The sequence below is a fragment of the Pseudomonas rhodesiae genome, assembly GCF_007858255.1.
GTDB classification, from domain to species: domain Bacteria; phylum Pseudomonadota; class Gammaproteobacteria; order Pseudomonadales; family Pseudomonadaceae; genus Aquipseudomonas; species Aquipseudomonas rhodesiae.
Genome location: NZ_VFEU01000007.1, coordinates 1 through 21503, shown reverse-complemented (window position 1 = coordinate 21503; position 21503 = coordinate 1). Strand labels below are relative to the sequence as shown.

Annotated in this window: 19 protein-coding genes; 10 read left to right on the top strand and 9 right to left on the bottom strand. The window is 59.2% G+C overall.

Features of this window, described 5'->3' with window-relative positions:
- Nucleotides 1-87 precede the first annotated feature (87 nt).
- Nucleotides 88-1164, top strand: coding sequence for a 3-deoxy-7-phosphoheptulonate synthase (locus FIV35_RS12350; protein ID WP_034096581.1), 1077 nt, complete (start codon nt 88-90; stop codon nt 1162-1164).
- A 70-nt stretch (nt 1165-1234) separates the two neighbouring features.
- Here FIV35_RS12350 and FIV35_RS12345 read toward each other — a convergent pair whose 3' ends face one another.
- Nucleotides 1235-1516, bottom strand: coding sequence for a GNAT family N-acetyltransferase (locus tag FIV35_RS12345; RefSeq protein ID WP_034096580.1), 282 nt, complete (start codon nt 1514-1516; stop codon nt 1235-1237).
- Nucleotides 1517-2126: 610 nt separating this feature from the next.
- On the opposite strand from FIV35_RS12345, the gene oprI reads away from it, so the two are divergent.
- Nucleotides 2127-2378, top strand: a complete 252-nt coding sequence (gene oprI, locus FIV35_RS12340; RefSeq protein ID WP_003172710.1) for an outer membrane lipoprotei OprI — start codon at nt 2127-2129, stop codon at nt 2376-2378.
- 133 nt (nt 2379-2511) lie between these two features.
- Here the strand turns inward: oprI and FIV35_RS12335 are convergent, their stop codons facing one another.
- The 3 genes from FIV35_RS12335 to FIV35_RS12325 form a co-directional block, all read right to left on the bottom strand.
- Entirely contained in the window at nt 2512-3480 is a 969-nt protein-coding gene (locus tag FIV35_RS12335; protein WP_034096579.1) for a L,D-transpeptidase family protein, read from the bottom strand.
- An 82-nt stretch (nt 3481-3562) separates the two neighbouring features.
- On the bottom strand, nt 3563-3856 hold the full coding sequence (locus tag FIV35_RS12330; RefSeq protein ID WP_003172705.1) for a hypothetical protein: 294 nt from the start codon (nt 3854-3856) through the stop codon (nt 3563-3565).
- 58 nt (nt 3857-3914) lie between these two features.
- On the bottom strand, nt 3915-4520 hold the full coding sequence (locus tag FIV35_RS12325; protein WP_034096578.1) for an arylesterase: 606 nt from the start codon (nt 4518-4520) through the stop codon (nt 3915-3917).
- A gap of 10 nt (nt 4521-4530) precedes the next feature.
- On the opposite strand from FIV35_RS12325, the gene FIV35_RS12320 reads away from it, so the two are divergent.
- Both FIV35_RS12320 and FIV35_RS12315 read left to right on the top strand, forming a co-directional pair.
- On the top strand, nt 4531-5214 hold the full coding sequence (locus FIV35_RS12320) for an ABC transporter ATP-binding protein (protein ID WP_034112578.1): 684 nt from the start codon (nt 4531-4533) through the stop codon (nt 5212-5214).
- Entirely contained in the window at nt 5214-7724 is a 2511-nt protein-coding gene (locus FIV35_RS12315; protein ID WP_034137500.1) for an ABC transporter permease, read from the top strand. Before FIV35_RS12320 ends, FIV35_RS12315 begins: the two co-directional genes overlap by 1 nt.
- Nucleotides 7725-7758: 34 nt before the next feature.
- On the opposite strand, the gene greB is transcribed toward FIV35_RS12315, so the two are convergent.
- Together greB and FIV35_RS12305 are read right to left on the bottom strand one after the other, a co-directional pair.
- Nucleotides 7759-8232 (bottom strand): transcription elongation factor GreB, encoded by a 474-nt coding sequence (gene greB, locus FIV35_RS12310; protein WP_034096790.1) that lies wholly within the window; start codon nt 8230-8232, stop codon nt 7759-7761.
- Between the two features lie 117 nt (nt 8233-8349).
- Nucleotides 8350-9351: a hypothetical protein gene (locus FIV35_RS12305; RefSeq protein ID WP_034137499.1), complete on the bottom strand. Its 1002-nt coding sequence runs from the start codon at nt 9349-9351 to the stop codon at nt 8350-8352.
- A gap of 222 nt (nt 9352-9573) precedes the next feature.
- Here FIV35_RS12305 and FIV35_RS12300 point away from each other — a divergent pair, with 222 nt between their 5' ends.
- Genes FIV35_RS12300 through FIV35_RS12290 form a run of 3 tightly spaced genes read left to right on the top strand, consistent with a single transcriptional unit; the run spans nt 9574 to nt 12980 of the window.
- Nucleotides 9574-10500, top strand: a complete 927-nt coding sequence (locus tag FIV35_RS12300) for an ATP-binding cassette domain-containing protein (RefSeq protein ID WP_034137498.1) — start codon at nt 9574-9576, stop codon at nt 10498-10500.
- Complete coding sequence (locus tag FIV35_RS12295; RefSeq protein ID WP_034137497.1) at nt 10497-11222, top strand: ABC-2 transporter permease; 726 nt, start codon at nt 10497-10499, stop codon at nt 11220-11222. The genes FIV35_RS12300 and FIV35_RS12295 overlap by 4 nt, the downstream gene beginning before the upstream one ends.
- A 15-nt stretch (nt 11223-11237) precedes the next feature.
- Nucleotides 11238-12980: a Gldg family protein gene (locus tag FIV35_RS12290; RefSeq protein ID WP_034137496.1), complete on the top strand. Its 1743-nt coding sequence runs from the start codon at nt 11238-11240 to the stop codon at nt 12978-12980.
- Between the two features lie 4 nt (nt 12981-12984).
- Here FIV35_RS12290 and FIV35_RS12285 read toward each other — a convergent pair whose 3' ends face one another.
- The 3 genes from FIV35_RS12285 to FIV35_RS12275 form a co-directional block, all read right to left on the bottom strand.
- Nucleotides 12985-13293 (bottom strand): hypothetical protein, encoded by a 309-nt coding sequence (locus FIV35_RS12285; RefSeq protein WP_034096789.1) that lies wholly within the window; start codon nt 13291-13293, stop codon nt 12985-12987.
- Nucleotides 13294-13553: 260 nt separating this feature from the next.
- Nucleotides 13554-13988, bottom strand: coding sequence for a DoxX family protein (locus tag FIV35_RS12280; protein WP_034096571.1), 435 nt, complete (start codon nt 13986-13988; stop codon nt 13554-13556).
- Between the two features lie 103 nt (nt 13989-14091).
- A complete protein-coding gene (locus FIV35_RS12275) occupies nt 14092-15510 on the bottom strand; it encodes an MltF family protein (RefSeq protein WP_034137495.1) in 1419 nt (472 codons plus the stop codon).
- A gap of 234 nt (nt 15511-15744) precedes the next feature.
- Between FIV35_RS12275 and FIV35_RS12270 the strand changes: the two genes are divergently transcribed.
- From FIV35_RS12270 to FIV35_RS12260, 3 genes are all read left to right on the top strand, one after another.
- A complete protein-coding gene (locus FIV35_RS12270; protein WP_034096569.1) occupies nt 15745-16551 on the top strand; it encodes a TatD family hydrolase in 807 nt (268 codons plus the stop codon).
- 96 nt (nt 16552-16647) lie between these two features.
- The gene (locus FIV35_RS12265) at nt 16648-18129 is read left to right on the top strand and encodes a methyl-accepting chemotaxis protein (RefSeq protein WP_034137494.1); all 1482 of its coding nucleotides are present in this window, start codon (nt 16648-16650) and stop codon (nt 18127-18129) included.
- A gap of 198 nt (nt 18130-18327) precedes the next feature.
- On the top strand, nt 18328-21503 hold a 3176-nt coding region (locus FIV35_RS12260; RefSeq protein WP_146374983.1), incomplete at its 3' end, for a DUF6531 domain-containing protein.

Below are 21503 nucleotides of genomic sequence, written 5' to 3'. Positions count from 1 at the left end.
TTCCTCCCCCCTGCATCCAAATCATGCTGTGCACCGCCGCACGGGAACGGCTGGCGGCCGGCACCCGTGACCCTGACGAGTAACACGATGGCTGATTTACCGATCAATGACCTTAACGTCGAATCCAACGAGACTCTGATCACCCCCGATCAGCTCAAGCGCGAAATCCCTTTGAGCGAGACTGCCCTGCAGACCGTTACCAAAGGCCGCGAAGTCATTCGTAATATCCTCGACGGCACCGACCATCGCCTCTTCGTGGTGATCGGCCCTTGCTCGATCCACGACCTCAAGGCGGCTCACGAATACGCCGAGCGCCTCAAGGTATTGGCGGCAGAAGTCTCCGATACCCTGTATCTGGTCATGCGTGTCTACTTTGAAAAGCCGCGCACCACCGTCGGCTGGAAAGGTCTGATCAACGACCCGTACCTGGACGACTCGTTCAAGATCCAGGACGGTTTGCACATCGGTCGTCAATTGCTGCTGGATCTGGCCGAAATGGGCCTGCCCACCGCCACCGAAGCACTGGACCCGATCTCCCCGCAATACCTGCAGGATCTGATCAGTTGGTCGGCCATTGGCGCACGCACCACCGAATCCCAGACCCACCGCGAAATGGCGTCCGGCCTGTCGTCGGCCGTGGGCTTCAAGAATGGCACCGACGGCGGCCTGACCGTAGCGATCAACGCACTGCAATCGGTCTCCAGCCCTCACCGTTTCCTGGGTATCAACCCGGAAGGCGGCGTCTCCATCGTCACCACCAAAGGCAATGCCTACGGCCATGTGGTGCTGCGTGGCGGCAACGGTAAGCCCAACTATGATTCGGTCAGTGTCGCATTGTGCGAACAGGCGCTGAACAAGGCCAAGATCAAGCCGAACATCATGGTCGACTGCAGCCACGCCAACTCCAACAAGGACCCGGCCCTGCAACCGCTGGTGATGGAAAACGTTGCCAACCAGATCCTGGAAGGCAACCAGTCGATCATCGGCTTGATGGTCGAGAGCCATTTGAACTGGGGTTGCCAGGCGATTCCCAAGGACCTGGCCGACTTGCAGTACGGCGTGTCGATCACCGATGCCTGCATCGATTGGGCGGCCACCGAGAACACCCTGCGCAGCATGCACGCCAAGCTCAAGGATGTATTGCCCAAGCGCCAACGCGGCTGAACCCGGCTCGGGTTTACGCACACAAAAACGCCGGGCTGAGCCCGGCGTTTTTTATGCTGATCTGGGTGCCTTACAACTTGGCGGCATGGCGCTGGTGGCGCTCCATATAACGCTCTACATAAGAGCAGGACGGGATCACCGTGTAGCCCGCCGCCTCGGCGAACTTCAAGGCCTCCTCGGTCAGCGCTGCCGCAATACCACGCCCTCTCAACGCGTTAGGCACGAAGGTGCGATAGATATCCAGGGTCTGTTTGCCAAGGTCCATATAGGTCAAGTAGGCACGATGACCGTCCACAGTGGTCTCGAACTGATGACCCGTCTGGTCATGGTGGATGGACAACGCCTCGCTCATCACTACTCCTCGCGGGTCTTGGTTTCTGACCCCTACCTTACCGATGTTTTTCCGGCGAAGGAACATCTACGCCAACCCGTGCCGGTTTCGACAACGAGAATACCTCTAGCGCTCGCAACCAGCCCGTAGGGAATAGTAGGCACCAATCCTGCAATTGCTCAAGGCGCATGCACCATCCCCCGCCGCTGGTGGATACAGAAAGGGCTTCGACCCATCGATGATCGAAAGCCTGAACATTGCCGGCAGTTGAACCTTGAGACGAACAGGCGCTCTTAAAGTCACCTCTACATGCTTAAAAAGATGCCAGACCATGCACCGCCAAGCGCAACGGAAGTGCTCGGATAGTTATATAAATTTTCATCTATGTACAAGACCCAACACAGGCAGGCTGGCGCTTTCAGCCAGGCTCGATGCGGGCCCAGTGAAAAAAACTGGACAATTTTTATACAAACCCACGCAAGGTTAGCCAAAACAGATTCGCCGCAAGAATTTTTTTTGCTTCTTGCGCTACGTCAGTTTACTTACTACAAGTAATGGGTAGTATGTACGCCGGCTATAAGCTCAATCTGAGAAGTAGCCATTTAATAGAAAGTCCTTGAAGGGGAACACGATGAACAACGTTCTGAAATTCTCTGCTCTGGCTCTGGCCGCAGTTCTGGCTACCGGTTGCAGCAGCGTCTCCAAAGAAACCGAAGCTCGTCTGACTGCAACTGAAGACGCAGCAGCTCGCTCCCAGGCTCGTGCAGACGAAGCCTACCGTAAAGCTGATGAAGCTCTGGCTGCTGCTCAAAAAGCACAACAGACTGCTGACGAAGCTAACGAGCGCGCTCTGCGCATGCTTGAAAAAGCTAGCCGCAAGTAATAACCCCTCGGGGTTGTTATCAAGCCGATCCATTTTTGGATCGGCTTTTTATTGCCTGGGATTCACCCGTAACCCCGGCCAATAAAAAACCCGCCGCGGCACGAGGCCGGGGCGGGCTTGGCAGGTTGCAGGCTTACTGCTGCAGATCGATCGGCGTACTGGATACCATGGGCGCCGCGCCTGGCACACCGATTTCAGTGGGCAGACCGTCTTCCGCCGCCACCACGTCACGCACCTGATCCCAATTGACCCGCAGGTTATTGGCCAAGTCTTCGCGCTTGAGCAAGGCGTTGATCACCGCCGTATGTTTGTCCACTACCGATGGCGTGCCGTCATCGTTCAGGGGCGTATGCGCCTCCAGGTACACCTTGCCGCCACTGCTGCCGAACTTATAGGCATCGTTGATGATGCGCACCGATGTGCCGACCGGCACCATATCGGCCATCTCCAACACATTGTTGTTGAACATGCGGAAGCAGCCATGGCTGGTACGCGTGCCGATGCCGAACTTCATGTTGGAGCCGTGGATCAGGTACCCCGGCGTTCCCAGCGTGAACTTGAACGGCCCCAAGGGATTGTTCGGCCCTGCCGGCACCACGTTGGGCAGCGGGTCGCCATTGGCGGCGTGCTCGGCCTTGATCGAGGCCGGCGGTGTCCAGGTCGGGTTGGGCGTCTTGGCGATAATGCTGGTGTGGGCAATCGGGGAGCCCCAGCCTTCTCGACCGATCCCCAACGGGAACGTGTAAACCACGTTCTGGCCTTTGGGGTAGTAGTAGAGCCGGTATTCCGCGAGGTTGATCACAATGCCTTCGCGCGGCCCCGGCGGCAGGATGAAGCGCGTCGGCAGCACGATCTCGGTGCCCGCGCCCGGCAACCAGGCATCCACGCCCGGGTTGGCCGCGACCATCTCCGAGTAGCCCAGGTCATACGCAGTGCCAAGATCGGCAAAGGTGTCTTCGTACTTGGCCTTGATCACTTGGACTTGGCCGACGATGTCTTCCCCCGGGGGTGGCAAGGGCAACTGCAGGGCCGCTGCCGAACCGGCCGCACACAGGGCAGCAAGCGACAGGCAGCAGGTAACGACGGAAAGGCGCGACAACATCCGAAAAATCCTTCGCAGAACGACGGGTAAGTTAAAGCCAATTGCTAGCTTACAGCTTATAGCTTGACGCTTGCAGCTGCTTCTAGAGTTCAAAGCGCAGTTCCGGCCAGATCGGCGGTGTGCCGCGCTTCTGAGACTCAAGGATAGCCCGGCACAGAGGGCACAAACGCTGGTCCTGGAAAATCGACCGATCCACCAGCGACCAACGCGGCTGCGCCGGCAATAACGTGCCGCACAGCGTGCGATCGATGGAGCCGCCCAGTTCCAATTGACGCGTCACCAGATGCACCCGCACTTCCTGGCAGGCGAACAGATCCAGCTGCTCGTCCGGCTCGATCAGTTGGTAGTTAAACAGGGACCAGGCAGGACGCGACATCGAGGGCTCCAAATCAAGGGGGCGCCACCTTAGCCGAAAGCCTGCCGGTAGAAAAGCGTCATAACAGCGGTTTGAGCGATGGCCAGACATTTTCCAGCAACTTGTCCTGAGCACCGACCGCCGGGTGCAGACCGTCGGCCTGCATCAGCTCGGGATGCCCTCCCACGCCCTCCAGGAAAAACGGCACCAGCGGCACCTTTTTTTCCTGCGCCACATCGCCGAACACCTTATTAAAGGCTTCGACATAGCGTTTTCCATAATTGGGTGGGATCTGCATGCCGAGCAGCAACACCTTCGCTCCACTGTCCCGAGACTGCTGAATCATCGAAGCAAGATTTTGTTGCAATTGCGCCGGCGGCTGACCGCGCAGCCCGTCGTTGCCCCCCAGCTCAATGATCACCACCTCCGGCTTATGCGCTGCAAGCGCCGCCGGCAGCCGCGCAAGCCCTCCCGCACTGGTATCGCCACTGATGGAAGCGTTGACCACGGTATCGTCAAACCCTTCGTTCTTGAGCCGTTGCTCCAGCAGCGCCACCCACCCTTTGCGGGTATCCAGGCCGAAACCGGCACTGATACTATCGCCAACGATCAGGACTGTACCCGCCGCTGCGTTCTGGGCCATGCACATCAAGGCCAGGCCAGCACTCAAAAACCACATTCGCATCGGATTCTCCATGGGCGCAAGCATTCTCACCGCGCGGAACCTTAGCAAAGTGGTTCCCAGCGCGGAAGGTGAACTGACTATCCTGCACGAACTGAGCCTGGAACTGAACAAGGGCGACAGCCTGGCTATCGTCGGCAGTTCCGGTTCCGGCAAATCCACACTCTTGGGCCTGCTGGCCGGCCTCGACCTGCCCAGCGGCGGCGAAGTCACCCTCGCCGGGCAAGCCCTGAGCCGCCTGGACGAAGACCAACGGGCGCGCATCCGCGCCGAGCATGTGGGCTTCGTCTTCCAATCCTTTCAATTGCTCGACAGCCTCAATGCGCTGGAAAACGTCATGCTGCCGCTGGAACTGGACGGCCGCAAAGACGCCCGCGAACGCGCCAGGCACTTGCTTGAGCGCGTGGGCCTGGGGCAACGCCTGACCCACTCTCCCCGTCAGTTGTCCGGTGGCGAACAGCAACGGGTGGCGATTGCTCGAGCGTTCGCCGCCGAGCCCGACGTGCTGTTCGCCGATGAACCTACCGGCAACCTCGACAGCCACACCGGCGAGCGCATCAGCGATCTGCTGTTCGAACTCAATAAAGAGAGCGGCACGACCCTGGTGCTGGTCACCCACGACGAGCGCCTGGCCCACCGTTGCCGACGCTTGATCCGCCTTGAAGCCGGCCTGATGGTCGCGCCCCTGGAGCCTTGATGGCACGTTTGCCGCTGTTGCGTCTGTTCAGCCTTGCCCTGCGCCAATTACTGCGCGATGCCCGTGCCGGCGAATTGCGCGTGCTGTTCTTCGCCCTGCTGGTCGCCGTGGCCGCCAGCACCGCCATCGGCTACTTCGGCGCCCGCCTCAACGGCGCCATGCTACTGCGCGCCACCGAGTTCCTCGGTGCCGATCTGGTGCTGGAAGGCAGCTCGCCCGCCCGCCCTGAGCAAATCAAGTCCGGTACCGAGCTGGGCCTGGATCATGCCCGGGTGGTGGAATTTTCCAGCGTGATTGCCACCGACAATGGTATCCAGCTCTCCAGCATCAAGGCGGTCAACGAGCAGTACCCGCTGCGTGGCGCGCTCAAGAGTGCCGCCGCGCCCTTTGCCGAGGAAACCCCAGGCGGCGGCCCGAAACCCGGCGAAGCCTGGGTAGAAGCGCGGCTGCTGACGGCCCTCGACCTAAAAGTCGGCGACAGCATCGACGTGGGCATGAAAACCCTGCGCCTGGCGCGGGTGCTCACCTATGAACCGGACCGCGCCGGCAATTTCTACAGCCTCACCCCCAGGGTGATGATCAACCTCGCCGACCTGCAAGCCACCGGCGTGGTACAGCCCGGCAGCCGCGTCAGCTACCGCGAACTGTGGCGCGCGCCCCAGGGCGGTACGGCGCTGCAAACCTATCGTGACCTGATCAAGCCCGGCCTCGCCGCCAACCAGCGCTTGCAGGATTCCCGCGATGGCAACCAGCAGATCGGCGGCGCCCTGGGCAAGGCCGAACGCTACCTGAACATGGCCAGCCTGGTGGCCGTTCTATTGGCGGGGGTGGCGGTGGCCTTGTCGGCCAACCGCTTTGCCACGCGACGCTTTGACGCCAGCGCGCTGTTGCGTTGCCTGGGATTGTCGCGCCGCGAAGCCATGTTGTTGTTCAGTCTGCAATTGAGCGTACTGGGCCTGCTGGCCAGTCTCGCTGGCGCTCTCCTCGGCTGGCTGGCGCAGTTCGGTCTGTTTTATTTTCTGCGGGATCTGCTGCCGGCGGATGTGCCACCTGGCGGGCTGTTGCCGGCCGTGGCAGGAATCGGCACCGGGCTGGTCGCGCTCGCGGGCTTCGCCTTGCCGCCGTTGGCCGCGCTAGGGCGCGTCCCGCCGCTGCGGGTATTGCGCCGCGATCTGCTGCCCATCCCGTCCAGTACCTGGATGGTCTACGGTGCTGCGCTGTTCGCCTTGGGCCTGATCATGTGGCGTCTGAGCCTCGACCTGGTGCTCACCTTCGCCTTGCTGGGAGGTGGCGTGGTGGCCGCATTGGTGCTCGGCGGCTTGCTCTTGCTGCTGTTGCAAAGTCTGCATCGGCTGTTGGCCGGTGCGACTCTGCCCTGGCGCCTGGGCCTGGGCCAATTGCTGCGCCACCCGCTGGCCGCAGCCGGTCAGGCCCTGGCATTCGGTCTGATCCTGCTGTCCATGGGCTTGATCGCCCTGCTGCGCGGCGAGTTGCTCGACACCTGGCAAAACCAGTTGCCCAAAGATGCACCCAATTATTTTGCCTTGAACATCCTGCCGGCCGACAAAGATGCTTTCGGCGCACGCCTGCTGGAAGTCCAGGCGCAATCGGCACCGCTGTACCCGGTGGTGCCGGGGCGGCTGATCAGCATCAACGGCGAACCGGTGCAGGAGATCGTCAGCAAGGACTCCAGTGGCGACCGCGCCGTGCAACGCGACCTCAGCCTGACATGGGCCGCCGACGTGCCGCCGGGCAATGCCCTGACGGCGGGCGCTTGGTGGTCCCAGCAACCCTCCGATGGTATTCCCGGCGTCTCGGTCGAGGCCAAGGTGGCCGAAAGCCTCAAGCTCAAACTCAACGACCACTTGGTCTTTACGATAGGTGGGGAAAATCGCGAAGCGCGGGTCACCAGTCTGCGCACCATCAACTGGGATAACTTCCAGCCCAACTTCTTCATGATCTTCCAGCCTGGCACATTGAAGAATCTGCCGACCACGTACCTGACCAGCTTCTACCTGCCCCCCGGTCATGATCAGCAGATCGTCGACCTGGCCCGCGCCTTCCCGGCCGTGACCATCCTGCAGGTGGAGGCGCTGCTGGAGCAATTGCGCAGCATCCTTGCGCAAGTGACGCTGGCCGTGGAGTACGTGCTGTTGTTTGTATTGGCCGCCGGGATGGCCGTGCTGTTCTCCGGCCTGCAAGCGACGCTGGATGAGCGCATCCGCCAGGGTGCGCTGCTGCGCGCGTTGGGAGCCGAACGCAAGTTACTGGTCAAAGCCAGGCGCATCGAATTCGGGTTACTGGGCGCCGCGAGCGGACTGTTGGCGGCACTGGGCACTGAACTGGTGACCTGGGCGCTATACCGCTATGCATTCGACCTGGTCTGGCAGCCTCATCCGTGGCTGTTGCTGCTGCCCGTCATCGGTGCCGTGTTGATTGGCGGCGCAGGCGTCTTCGGCACCCGCCGCGCACTCAATGCCAGCCCGCTGACGGTGCTGCGCGAAGGCTGAGACAACTCAGGCCCGCTCGGCGGGCCTGTTATTTTCACTTCTCATACTCGATCGCGGTGATCCACCAGCACACCTCGCCCGTTGGCGTCTGCACGATGGCCTCATCGTCGACTTGCTTGCGCAACAGAGCACGGGCCATCGGCGAATCGATGGAGATGTAATCCATCCGCTCATAAATTTCGTCATAGCCGACAATGCGAAAACGCTTGGTTTCGCCCTGCTCGTTTTCAATCTCAACCCAAGCACCGAAGAACACCTTGCCTTCCTGCTCCGGTGCGTATTCCACCACGCGCATGTCTTCAAGACGCTTGCGCAGGTAGCGCACACGGCGATCGATCTCACGCAGCAGTTTTTTGTTGTACTGATAATCGGCGTTTTCGCTGCGGTCCCCCAGCGACGCCGCCCATGTCACTTTGCGCGTGGTATCCGGGCGCTTCTCGCGCCACAGGTAATCCAGCTCTTTTTTCAGCGCCTCATGACCTTCTTTGGTGATCAGCTTGGTACTCAAACGCTCGCATCCCCAGGCAATATCCATAAACACCGATGCACCAGGGGGTGGCCCTGGCGTCGGCGGGCTGCGCTTGATGATAAATGAACCGAAGAAAGTAGCCAGGGCCGTTCACTCCTAGCTATCCAACGCCTGATCCAATTCATGCAACATGCCCCGCAGCGTATGACGCAGGCCCGACAATTGCGACTTCAACGCGGCCAGCGTCTCGGTCTTGCGTTGGATGTCCTGCGACTGATCACGCAGTTGAAATGTGCGCTGCTCCAGATCCTTGACCTGCTCGCCGATCTGGTTCTGCTCCTGCAACAATCGATTCTGCCACTGCTCCAACGCGGTCTCTCGCTCAGCCGCGGCGAGCTTCTGTTGAGTCAACTCATGGGCGACCCGGGCCAGACTGGACAATGTGCTGTCCACTTCAAACAGTGCGCTTTGCTCCATCGGCGCAGGCAGTTTCGAAGGCGGCGGCGACGACGGCTCAGGTTCTTTCGCGTTGGCGATGGGCGCCTCAGCCTGAACGACTGTTTCGGGAGGCTCGACAGGCAGCGGTCGAGGTTCTTCAACAGAATGTTCAAGCACCGATTGAGCATCCGCTTCGGATGAGCTTGCCGCTTTGGGCGGGGAGATCATTTGGGAGGAAAAGCGAATGGAGGGCACGATCAATGAGGTGCTTTCGATCGCCGGCAGTGTGGAGGCATTCATGCCTAAAGTGATCACCTTCATCACCAGCGCCTTCTTGATGGTCACCGAATGATGGTCTTCAGGCCGCGCGGGCGGCAATTTACACCCCCTCAGATCGACAAAATGATAAGGCACCTGGGTTTCGGTGACCCCGGCCGCTTTCGTACCTGACGCCGCAGCCAACATAAGAATCTGCTTGAACACATGCATGGCTATTTGCAAGTCTTCCTTGGATTCAACACCGCTGAGGAAATACCGTTCGAGTTTCTTGCGCAGCGCCGCGATATAAACCCTGGAGCTCCCAGGTTCAACTTCCTCATCCAGACTATACACAAGGAAGTTAGAGGCGATCTGCCCTACCGCGAACCCACAGAGCAGCGCGCCGTTGACCGGAGCATCCTGACCGTTGCGCTCAAGAACAAGGGTACGTAGAAGCATCATAGTAATCGGACCTCATTTAAAAAAGTCGGATGTTTATATAAACATCAAATAAACACCTACCAACACAAGCATCTAAAACACAAAACAATTGTTTCAGTGACTCACCTGGCACGCACGTAGGACTTTTCTTATTAACGCGGACCGTCGTTCCCAAGGACGAGTATTAACCGTACCCTTTTTGAATCCTAGCCCTACGTCACGCCAAACTTATTCGGTAAAAAAATGATCGAAATAAGCAATCTGACAAAAACCCTGAACAAGAAAAATATCATCAGCGATTTTTCATTCAACGCCCGTCAGCAAGAGTGCCTAGGATTATTTGGCGAGGGGCCTGATGTTAAGACCATGCTTTTGAACCTGCTATCCGGTTCGACGCAACCCACCGGCGGGCACATACACATCGACGGCATCAACGCGCAAACCTATCCACATAAAGCCAAGCAAGTTATCGGCTACCAACGTTTTAAGGACCTCAGTCACCCGACGATGTCCGTTAAAGCATTTCTCAACTATATCGCCGCCATACGTGGTTACCACGGAGCCGAAAAACGCGCTCGGGTGGAACAAGCGGTGACACGACTGGATTTGTACCCAGCCCTCAATGCACCCCTCGACGCGCTCTGCGCATGCACCAAACGTAGGGTGTCCGTCGCCCAGGCCATCCTGCATTCGCCCGCAGTGCTGCTATTGGACGAGCCGACTGCGGGACTTGCGGCGGATCAGGCACTATCACTCAAGGCGTTTATCCGTTCGCTCGTGCAGGAGATGACGGTCATCATCTCCTCTCGCAACAGTGAAGAGTTGGCCGAACTCTGTACGCGAGCATTGCTCATCGCTGATAGTCGCTTGGTAGCCGACACGCCCCTGCCCGATTTGCAACGCAGTTCCCGTCACTTCCAGGCCGTCACCCTCTCGGCCGACACCCCTTTGGACTTACTGGCCTTGGCGGTATTACCCGGCGTCGCCGGCATTGAGGAACATCGCCACGCGCCTGGCACGGTCACCGTTCTGGCCATGCCTGGGCATGCCATCTATCCCCATATACACACGCTCATTGCCAACCGCCGTTGGAAAATCAACACATTGAACCTGGAGCCCGGTCGCGTGAACGATGTGGTTCAGCAACTGAGCCAGGAGAGGTCCCATTGAAGCTGCTGCCGGTTATTTTCAAGCGCCAACTCGCCAACTATGCCTCTTCGCCCGCGACCTATCTCAGCATTGCGCTGTTTCTAGCCCTGTCCACCATGGCGGGGTTGTATCTTCACCGCTGGGTGGAACAGGACAGTGGTGACCTGCTGGTGTTTTTCCAGTGGCACCCCTGGCTCTATCTATTGCTGATACCGGCGTTGACCATACGACTCTGGTCAGATGAGGCCGATCCCGGTTTTGCCGACCTTATGAGCGCATTACCCATCACGGCCGCCGAACGGGTGATCGGCAAGTTCATCGCCGCCTGGGTCGTGGCAGGCACGGCATTGATCCTCAGCTTCCCTCTGGTCGTCGCCGCCAATTACCTGGGTAGCGCCGATAATGGCCTCATCGCCTCGCAATTCGCGGCGAGCTGGTTATTGGCGGGAAGCTACCTATCCGTCGGTTGCTTTGTGTGTACGTTGGCACGTCAACGTGTGGTTATTTTTATATTGACGATAGGTTTATTACTGGCAGCCACTGCCCTTTCTTCATGGGTAGACGCTCTGGAGCGCCAAGCCCCTATTTGGATTATCGACAGTTTAAGCGCCCTTAATCCACAGTCGAGATTCAGCACAATCGACCATGGAAAGTTTACGCTTCATGACAGTCTTTATTTCGTCAGCATGATCGTTGCCTTTCTCACTGCGACGATTGTCACACTCAACTACAAACTCCGCTGAGAAGGAAAGCCCTGCATGCGTTCCACTCTGCGCACCGGCATGACACTCGTCGTCATTTTTTTGTTATTTCTTGCATTAAACCTTGTTTGGACAGCCAAACTTCCCGAGCTTCGCTGGGACTTTACGCAACACAAAATCCATACCCTATCGCCACCAACGCAGGATTTACTTGTGTCATTGGAGGTGCCGTTGGACTTGTATTATTTCAATGCACACAACAACCCCAAACGAACGTATGCGTTGAATCGTTACGGCAAGCGTATCGAAGACTTGCTCCGCGAATATGAAAAAGCCGCAAGAGGCATGATCAACCTGCACCTGATTGAGCCTGCGCCTTTTTCAGAAGACGCCTACAAAGCCGCATTATATGGTCTCGACGACCAAACTGGGTTTCTGGGGTTGATCGGCAACCGCGCGGGTCATGGCGCACAACGAATCGGAGCATTCAGCCTGGACCGTGAGCCATTGCTCGAATATGAAATCAACCACCTGATCTACCAGCTGCAGCATCCAGAGCCCCGGACAATCGGGCTGCTCAGCGGATTGGACATGGGCGAATCCGCAGGGCGTCTAATGGGGGAACTGCAGCGCCACTTCGACCTGATCAATCTGGAGCCGACCCTTGAACAGGTGCCTGCAAGCATCAAGACACTGATGGTGGTTCAACCCCGCGCGCTGTCTTACCGCACGCTGTATGCGATAGACCAATTTACGTTGAGGGGCGGCAGATTATTGATGTTTATCGACCCCATCAGCGAGTACGGCGCTGGTGCCCTGCCCACCAACTCTCGCCTGGACGAGATGCTCACGGCATGGGGCATTCAAGTATTCCCCGACAAACTGCTGATCGATCATCTCTATGCTTCCTCGGTGGTCACCGGCCCCGGGAAACCAGCCGTGCGCCATCCGGCTAGATTGAACCTGCCGCATGAGGCAATGAACCCCAGTGATTTCAGTAGCTGGAAACTCAATACGGTTACGGTATCGAGCAGCGGTGCCCTTTCGCCGCGTATGAAAAGTCGCACCACCTTCACCCCTCTCCTGCAAAGCTCCTGGCAGTCTGCATTGCTGGAAACCGAGCGATTCGCCTCGGCGCTCAAATTCGATGCACTGACCGACGAAATGTCTCAGCACGCCCAACGTCATACCCTTGCAGCACGTATCGAAGGTCCGGCCTATTCGGCATTTCCCAATGGCATCAAGGGACAACCACCCGGTTTGCAAAAAGCCGAGCGCATCCATGTGGTGGTGGTGGCGGACACCGATTTACTGATGGATGAGGTCAGCACGGCGCCTGGCGGCAACATGATGTTTATTTTGAATACGCTGGATAACTTGTCCATGCTTGAACCCCTCGCCAGCCTCCGCCCTCGGGTGGTGACGAACCCCGCGCCAAGTGCGTTGCACACGATGCGCGATAGGGCCGCACAGTCTTACCGCGAGAAAGCGACCGAATTGGAACGACGCCTTCAGCGAACCGAGCAGGAGTGGCAACTGCTGACCCCTCCCACAACCAGCCTCGGCACCCAAGCGGTGGACCCTAACACCCAGCTGCAAGCCCTCAACAAGGAGCGGCTGCGTCTACCCATGGAATTGCACGCGCTGAAAACCCAGGCATACGAGTCAGTGCATCGCCTGGAACTCATGATCAAGCTGGGGTTGATCGTTACGGTGCCCGTGACGCTATGTCTGATAGCGTGGGGTCTGTGGTTACGCCAACAGCGTCATCGCACTCAGCCACGCTCGCTGCTCTACTGACTACTTACCGCCGCGCAATCAACCCCTGACGGGCGATCCGAGTCAATTGACGGATGACTTCTTCAGCGTTATCGGCACTGGGGGCCTGAATGACCGCGAGATCGAAGCTGTCACTGGCAAACCTAGCGAGGGAGTCGCCGTCTTCAACGAACTGAATCAGGAAAGCGGAGGGCCGCCCAGTACGACGCGGCCAGCCGTCCAGATAACGCAATAATGTCGGCTGGTGCTTGCCACCTAGAAGGATTTTCGGATTGCGTTGCGTGAGGTCCGCAGTGATCGGAGCCAGGCGTATCAGAGGGCGTAGTGCATTCATCGTGTCGTGTCTCTGCCTCAAAAGTCTGCGGGCAGGTGAGAGGCAACACCGAACCAGCGCTTTAGCGGTATTTCGAAGGTATCTCGCAAGGGAGAACACGCTTCTGTCGGGCTGCATTGAGTCCCAGTGGCGCCCCGCAATTAGCTGTTTAAATCGGCGCATGAACGGCATCCTAGAGAAGCCGGTGGGGCGATGTCAAGAATCGCCGGCAACGAAAAGGCCCACGCATGCGTGGGCCTTTTCAGAGCGTTGCCAGTCAGTCAGTTGGCGATGGCGCGGTCGGCAGAGAGCTTGCCAGCACCTTCCAGCAACACCGCCAGTGTGCCGCCCAGCAAGGCCAAGGCAAATTCATAACCGTTGTTGGCCATGAACAGACCGTTATGGATATGCACCGAGAAGATCGCTACCAGCGTTAGGATGGTCAAGCCCAGCGCCGCCGGACGCACCAGCAAACCAATGATCAGCGCCAGGCCTGCGAAGAACTCAGTACCGCCCGACAGCAGTGCCATCAGCGTACCCGGCGCCAGGCCAATGCTTTCCATCCACTGGGCAGTGCCCGCCAGACCGTAGCCACCAAACCAGCCAAAGAGTTTTTGCGAACCGTGGGCGGCGAAGATGATGCCAACGACGATACGTAGAATCGTCAGGCCATAACCGGCGCGGGTGGACAGAAGGCTTTTGATAAGTGGGCTCATGGCGTACATCCTTTTCGAAGTAGAGGTTGGTTGGCCGCTATATTAATCAGTTTAGAGGATGATAAAAGCGCAAAAAATGCCTGATTAATATCTACAAAATCGATTACTTTCGTGACGCGATTTTGGTGGCCACTGGCTCCAGAGACTCTCGTTCGCGGTCGAATGCCAAATAGTACTTATTGACACTATTCACATAGCCGACTGCGCTCATCCCGACTTGCTCCATGGCGATGCGCTCCACCTGAAAAAACCACTGATTGGGGTTGAGCCCGCGGCGCTTGGCCTCGGTGCGCATGCCCTGAACGCGCTCGGGCCCCATGTTGTAGGCTGCCAGCACAAACGCCATGCGCTCGCGCTCGTTGAGCTTGGGGCTGGCGAAGAATTTGCGACGAATCATCGTCAGATACCGCGCACTGGCCTGCACGTTGCTGTCGAGCGTTTCGATATTGTTGACGCCCACACGCTGTGCCGCCGATGGCGTGATCTGCATCAGCCCGGTGGGGCCGCCGCTGTTTCGAGCGCTCGGGTCAAGGGCCGACTCTTTGAACGCCAACGCCGCCAAATTCAGCCAGTCCATGCCTTGCTCCTCAGCGTGCTTTTGCAGGACCGGGCGCAGTTTCTCCAGACGCTGGCGATCGATGCGGGCCAGCGGATTGCGCACCTGGTAGAGACGACGGTAGATGCGCTGGAACGCCACATCCCGGTCCGCAGGGGTGCGATAGGTCTTGAGGAATCGGTCGATACTGGCGCGCAGTATCGATGCATCCTGGCGCACAAACCAGAACTCGTCACCGAGCGACGTGATCGCGACCTGCTTATCGAAGCGCAACTTGGGCAGGATCTTCGACCAGCGCTCGGCTATGGGTTTTTCAACGATGGTCAGATGGAAAATCCCTGCCTGGACCATCTCCAACACATCCTCCACGGCCAGCGTTGGATCCACCCACTCCACCTTGATCGGTGGCTGTTTGTGCAGGGCCAGTTTTTGATTGACCTGGCTGACAGCATCCGCCGCCGCACTGCCAGTGGTCAGCGCCAGGGTGCGACCGGACAACTGCTCCAGCCTGGTAAACCGCCGTTCACCCTTGACCCCCACCAACCATAGCGGCACGTCGCTGATAATCGGGTCGCTGGTGACGATCTTGTGGGCCGTGTTTATATCCAGCAGTTCACCGGGGGCCACCAGATCGCCTTCACCACGGGCCAGCGCGGCGAGCAACTGATCCTTGGCTTTGGGAATGATCTTGAGATTGATCTCCTGACCATCGCGGGCATGGCCATTGAGGTATTGCTCGAACGCACGCAGGCGATGGTATTCGACACCAATGGCCTGCCCCTGCACTTCGCCGGAACTGTTACGGCTCTGGTTGACCAGTACGCGCAAGGTGCGACTTGAGCGAATCTCCGCCAGATCGCGGACTTTGCTGGGTTTGGTCACTTCCAGTGGCCCGTCCAGACGCGCGACCGCCGCCATCGGCAGCAGCGTGAGGCATAACATTAATAACGCCGAGGGTCGGATCATCCGCTCTCCGGAAAGAATACTGGTCAACACCCTCGGAAAAACGAGGAGCTGGGAGTCAGAAACAGAGCGCTTTCAGCGCAGGCTTCGCGCGCAACTCAAGCATGGACAAGGCATTTAGCCATCAGCCATGTCGGTCGCAACGTTCAAAGACAGCTATAAACCGTTGTAGTTCTTGGTTTTTCTTATAAATCTACAGCTCTGATATGCTTTCCGGCCGCAGGCGGAGATAGCACCATGCAGCTCATTGATATCGGCGTCAACCTGACCAATGCCAGTTTCGACGATAAACACCAGGCCGTTCTCGACCGCGCCTATGCCGCCGGCGTGCAGCAATTAGTGCTCACCGGCACCAGTGTCGAAGGTAGCGAACAGGCCCTGGACCTGTGCGTAAAACTCGATCAAAACGGCCAACGCCTCTTCAGCACGGCGGGCATTCACCCCCACTCCGCCAGTGACTGGAACGGTGACAGCGCTCAGCGTCTGCGTGCTTTGCTCAGTGAGCCCCGGGTGCGTGCCGTCGGCGAATGCGGGTTGGATTTCAATCGGGATTTCTCCCCGCGCCCGCAACAGGAAAAAGTGCTGGAAGCTCACCTGGCCCTGGCCGCAGAGCTGAAACTGCCAGTGTTCCTACATGAACGTGATGCTAACCAGCGCCTGTTGGAAATCCTCAAGGACTACCGCGACCACCTCACCGCCGCCGTGGTGCATTGCTTCACTGGCGAACAGCAGGCACTGTTCAGCTATCTCGACCTCGATTTGCACATTGGCGTTACCGGTTGGATCTGCGACGAACGCCGTGGGACCCATTTGCACCCGCTCGTCGGAGAAATCCCCCGAGGACGTCTGATGCTGGAGAGCGACGCGCCTTATCTGTTACCACGCACGCTGCGCCCCAAACCGAAAAATGGCCGCAACGAACCAGCCTATCTCGTGGAAGTGCTGCGTGAAGTCGCCCTGCACCGCCAGGAAAGCGTAGAGGACCTGGCCTTACACAGCACCGCCTGCGCCCGTCGGTTTTTTGGGTTGCCCAATCTGGATTGATGCGGCGCATTGACCCATGTCAAAAGGGTTTTTTATGATAAAGGCACAATACTGGCACCTTGCCAATGCTGCTTTCGCTATCAGAGAAAACCTTCCATGGGTGCCTGGCTTAGCAATATCTCGCTGAAATACAAATTCTGGGCCGTTAACGCGGTCGCCTTTGTCACCACCCTGCTGCTGGTGCTGTACGCCGTACACCTCGAACAGCAGGCCCGCACCGCGCAATCCTACGCGTCGGCGCAGGCCCAGGCGCAATTGCTCAGCGCCTGGCCGGCCGATAAGGCGTTGCCCAAGGGCGAGATGTGGCTGACGTTCCCGCGCGGCCAAGCCCCACAACTGGCCGACCAGGATCTGTCAGCCCTGAACAGCGCCAGCGGCTGGGTCGAACTCAATCCTATGCCGTTGTTCGGTGAGAATGTTCTGGCGGGGGCGCAAGTTGTCGCCCGCGCGGACGGCCAACAAATCGCCGCACTCGCCTACGCCCCCAGCTTCAGCCAGGTGTTCAGCGAGCGCTTTACCCAGTACGCCGCAGCGGTGTTGATCCTGATGCTGGCGATGCTGTGCGCCTCGCAGTTGTTGATCCGCTTCCTGCTAAGCCAGCTCAACACCCTCAAGGACGTGATGCTGCATGTGGAGAAAACCGGCGACCTGTCGGCCCGTGTGCCATTGGCGTGCAAAGATGAAGTCGGCCAGATGGCCAGCGCGTTCAACGCCATGCAGGCCGGCTACCAGCGGGTGGTCAACACTGTCGCGAGCACCGCCCGGTTGCTCGACGAAGGTGCCGCGCGCCTGGCCAGCAGCATGAACGATGTGCAGCACGGCATGCTCGGCCAGCAAAGCGAAACCGACCAGGCCGCCACCGCGATCAATGAAATGACCGCTACCGTGCACCACATTGCCCAGCACGCCGGCGCTACCCGCGACCTGTCCAAAACCGCCGATACCCTGGCCGGCAGCGGCCGCGAAGTAGTCACCCGTGTGCAACGCTCGATCGCCGGGCTGTCTACCGGTGTGCAGCAAACCGCGGAAATGATCCAGAAACTCGCCGAAGACAGCCAGAAAATCAACGGCGTGGTCAGCGTGATCCACAGCATCGCCGAACAGACCAACCTGCTGGCCCTCAACGCCGCCATCGAGGCCGCCCGCGCCGGTGAAATGGGCCGCGGTTTCGCCGTGGTCGCCGACGAAGTGCGCAACCTGGCCAAACGCGTGCAAAGCTCCACCGATGAAATCACCCGCATGGTTTCGGCCTTGCAGGCCGGCACCCGCGATGCGGTGGACTTTATGCAGGAAAGCTCATTCAAGGCCGACGACTGTGTGCAACAGGCCCAGGACGCCGCTGGCGCCCTTGCCGAAATCACCGACGCCGTGGCGCAGATGCGCGAGAGCAACACTCAGATCGCCGTCGCGGCCGAGCAGCAGAGCCACGTTGCTGAAGAGATGAACCGCGCGGTGGTCAGCATCCGTGACGTAACCGAAAACACCGTGCAACAGACAGTGGGCTCTGCCACCACCAGCAATGACCTGGCCACCTTGGCTGGGGAGTTGAGCAAGGCGATTGGGCAACTGAAGCTGTAGGACTGTTCAAGCTGTAATCCTATCCCTACAGCAACCCCACGGTTTGCCCGCGCTTTTGGCGAAACGTCCTCACCCTGCCGGCGAATAACGCCGACTTCTTTGCTCTGATAATCCCTCCAAAGTCTCTCGCCTGATCATTCAGTGCGAGGGATCGCTGATGCACTCCGCTTTTATGGCCCTGCTCGACAGGGCTGTCTCTTGATTCCGGTCATCGCCAGCTTCGTCCTGGCCCCCATGGACCCCAAGGCGCCTGACATCGAAGGCGTCCTGCGTGATTTTCGCGACTGCCTCAACACCTTCGACGACTGGGCCGAGAGTTTCTGGAGTGGCTCGGCCCTGCAGGTGGAGCAGGTCTTTAAAGTCGGCGATGACGTCGCGCTGGTCGAACCGGTTTCTTCAAAAAAGCCCAACGCGGTTGTTGCCCAGTGTGATGCCCAGGGCTCGTTAACCCTGGTGCACCTGTTCGAAAGCACCCGCTTCGTCCCCATCGGCAACACGCCGGTGATGCTTCAAGCCTTGGCCGCCGATGGCAGCACGATGGGCGCGCCCCAGCATCACACCATCGGCCCCAGCGGCATTCTTGAACTCAAGGAGTGCACCCGCGACCAGGCCTACCAGATCACCTTTTATCCCAACGTTTCCCAGGACCACGTCAAGGCGCTGTATGCGTCTTATCAGGCGGTGATCGCGGGGCTGGAAACGGACCTGCGCGATGAATGGGCAAAGACCTTCAAACCCCGCTGGGACGATTTTTCCCACGCCACCGCGCTTGAGCGCAGCGCCATGCAGGGCATGGCGTTTTCAAGTGGTTTGGCCAAGGCGCTGTACAACCTGTGGGACAACGTCACGCAGTTGTATGAGCTGCTATCGGACCTCAAGGCCCACAGCGAAAAGCTCTTGGCCTACATCTCCCAGGCCGAACTCGATGCGCTGCTGGCACTCGGCAGCGACGCGATTGCCCAGGGTTTGCTGGTGCTCAGCGATGAGCCGCTGCTGTTCATTTACTTGGCAGCCATGGTCAGTTGGATGCGCCTGCTACCGCCGCCCGAGATGTACGAACTGGTTGGCGAACTGACCGGGGAAGTGCTGATCAATCTGCTGCTGATCTGGGCCACAGCAGGCATGGGCGTGGCACTGCGCCTGGGTGCTCAGACGCTCAGCAGCATCAAATCCGCGCGGGCGCGAGCGTTGTTGGCGTTGCTCGCCAAGCACCTCAAGGGACCCAGGCTGGAACCCCATGTCGCAGAGGCCAGGCCATTGCTGCTGGGCAGCGCGGCGACGCCGATCAAGACAGTCCCGGTTGCGCCGTTGCAGGCTGGGGAGCAGGTGGTTACGAACGCGGTGCCGGCGGTTCGTCGCAAGGCTCAGCGAACGGTGTTGGTGCGGCAGGAGCCTGTAGACGACGCACCTGTTTCGGGGAAAAACCCGAACGGCGATGCGGCGGCTTCTGCGGATAAAACCGTCACCAATGGCTGCCCGGTGTCGATGGTTACCGGGGAGGAATTGCTGACCCTGACTGACGGTGTTCTGGATGGGGTGTTGCCGTTCGAGTGGACGCGGCTGTATCGCACCAGTGCGGTGGAAGTCGATGTAGGGCTAGGGGTTGGCTGGAGCCATGGGCTGGCGCAGCGGCTGCTGGTTTCAGGCGATTCGGTGGTCTGGACCGACCATGAAAATCGCTCTATCTCGTTTCCAATGCCCACCGTTGCGCGACCGGCAATCACCAATAGCCTGGCCGAAGCAGCGATCTATCTGGGCGCTTCGCCGGATGAGCTGGTGCTGGCCCAGGCATCGCGGTTCTACCACTTTCGCGACGGTGTGCTGACGGCGATCAGCGATGCGTATGACAACCGCCTGCGAATTTTCCGCGATGTGCTCGGGCGTATCGAGCGGGTGGATAACGGGGTGGGTCGCTCGTTGTTTCTGCGCTATGGGGCTGGGCGCATTGTCGCGGTGGATTATCAGATTCAGCGCGCTAAGGGTTATGAGCCTTACGAGTGGATTACTGAGCAGAACGTCGTTTCCTACACCTATGACGACCTGGGCCGACTGGTCTCAGCGACCAATGCCGTCGGCGAGAGCGAGGTCTACCGCTACGACGAGCAGCACGTCATTGTGGAACGCGGCCTGGCCGGTGGGGCGAGTTTCTTCTGGGCGTGGGAACGCTCCGGCAAGGCGGCGCGCTGTGTGCGGCACTGGGCCAGCTTCTCGCAGATGGACACGCGCTATGTGTGGGGCGATGACGGCCAGGTCACGGTGCACAACGCCGATGGCAGCCAGGAAATCTATGTCCACGACGACCGTGCGCGATTGGTGCAACGCATCGATCCGGATGGCGCGCAACACTTCAAATCCTACGACGAAAAAGGCCGGCTGACAGTCGAGCAAGACCCGCTGGGGGCGGTGACGGCGTATCAGTACGACGAAGCCGGACGCTTGGTGGCGTTGTTTCCTGGGGAAGATGAGCCCACTACCTACGAGCATGACCACGGTTTCGTACGCGTGGTGCGCCGGGGTCAAGCGGTCTGGAAATACGAGCGCAATGACCAGGGCGATATCACCCGTAGCATCGATCCCGATGGGCATGTCACGGACTACAGCTACAACAAACATGGGCAACTGACCGGGGTCTGGTACCCGGATCACAGCTGCCATCGCTTGGTGTGGAATGAGCGCGGGCAACTGGTTGAGGAGCAGTTGCCCAATGGCGGCATCAGGCGCTATCGCTACGACGACCTGGGCCGCGAGGTGGCGCGCGAAGATGAACACGGCGCGCTGACCCAGTATCAGTGGGACGCTGTGGGTCGGCTGACTCGTCTGACCCTGCCAGGCGGTGCCACCCGCGAATACAGCTACAACCCCTACGGAAAAATCACCGCCGAACGCGATGAACTCGGCCACGTCACCCGCTACGACTACGCCGACGGCCTGCACCTGATCAGCCGCCGCCTGAATGCCGATGGAACTCAGGTCCAGTACCGCTATGACAACGCCCGATTACTGCTCACCGAAATTGAAAACGAAGTCGGCGAGACCTACCGGCTCGACTACCACCCCAACGGCCTGATCCAACAGGAAGTCGGGTTTGATGGGCAGCGCACCGCTTACGTTTACGACCTCAACGGCCACCTGCAGGAAAAGACCGAATACGGCGACGACGGCAGTCAGCTCGTCACTCGTTACGAACGCGACCATGCCGGACGCCTGGTACGAAAAATCCTGCCCGATGACAGCGTCGTTGAATATACCTACGACCGCCAGGGCAATCTCCTCAGCGTCGACGACGGCCACTGGGCGTTGGCCTACGAGTACGACCGCCAAAACCGCCTCACCGCCGAACACCAGGGCTGGGGCACCCTGCGCTATGGCTACGA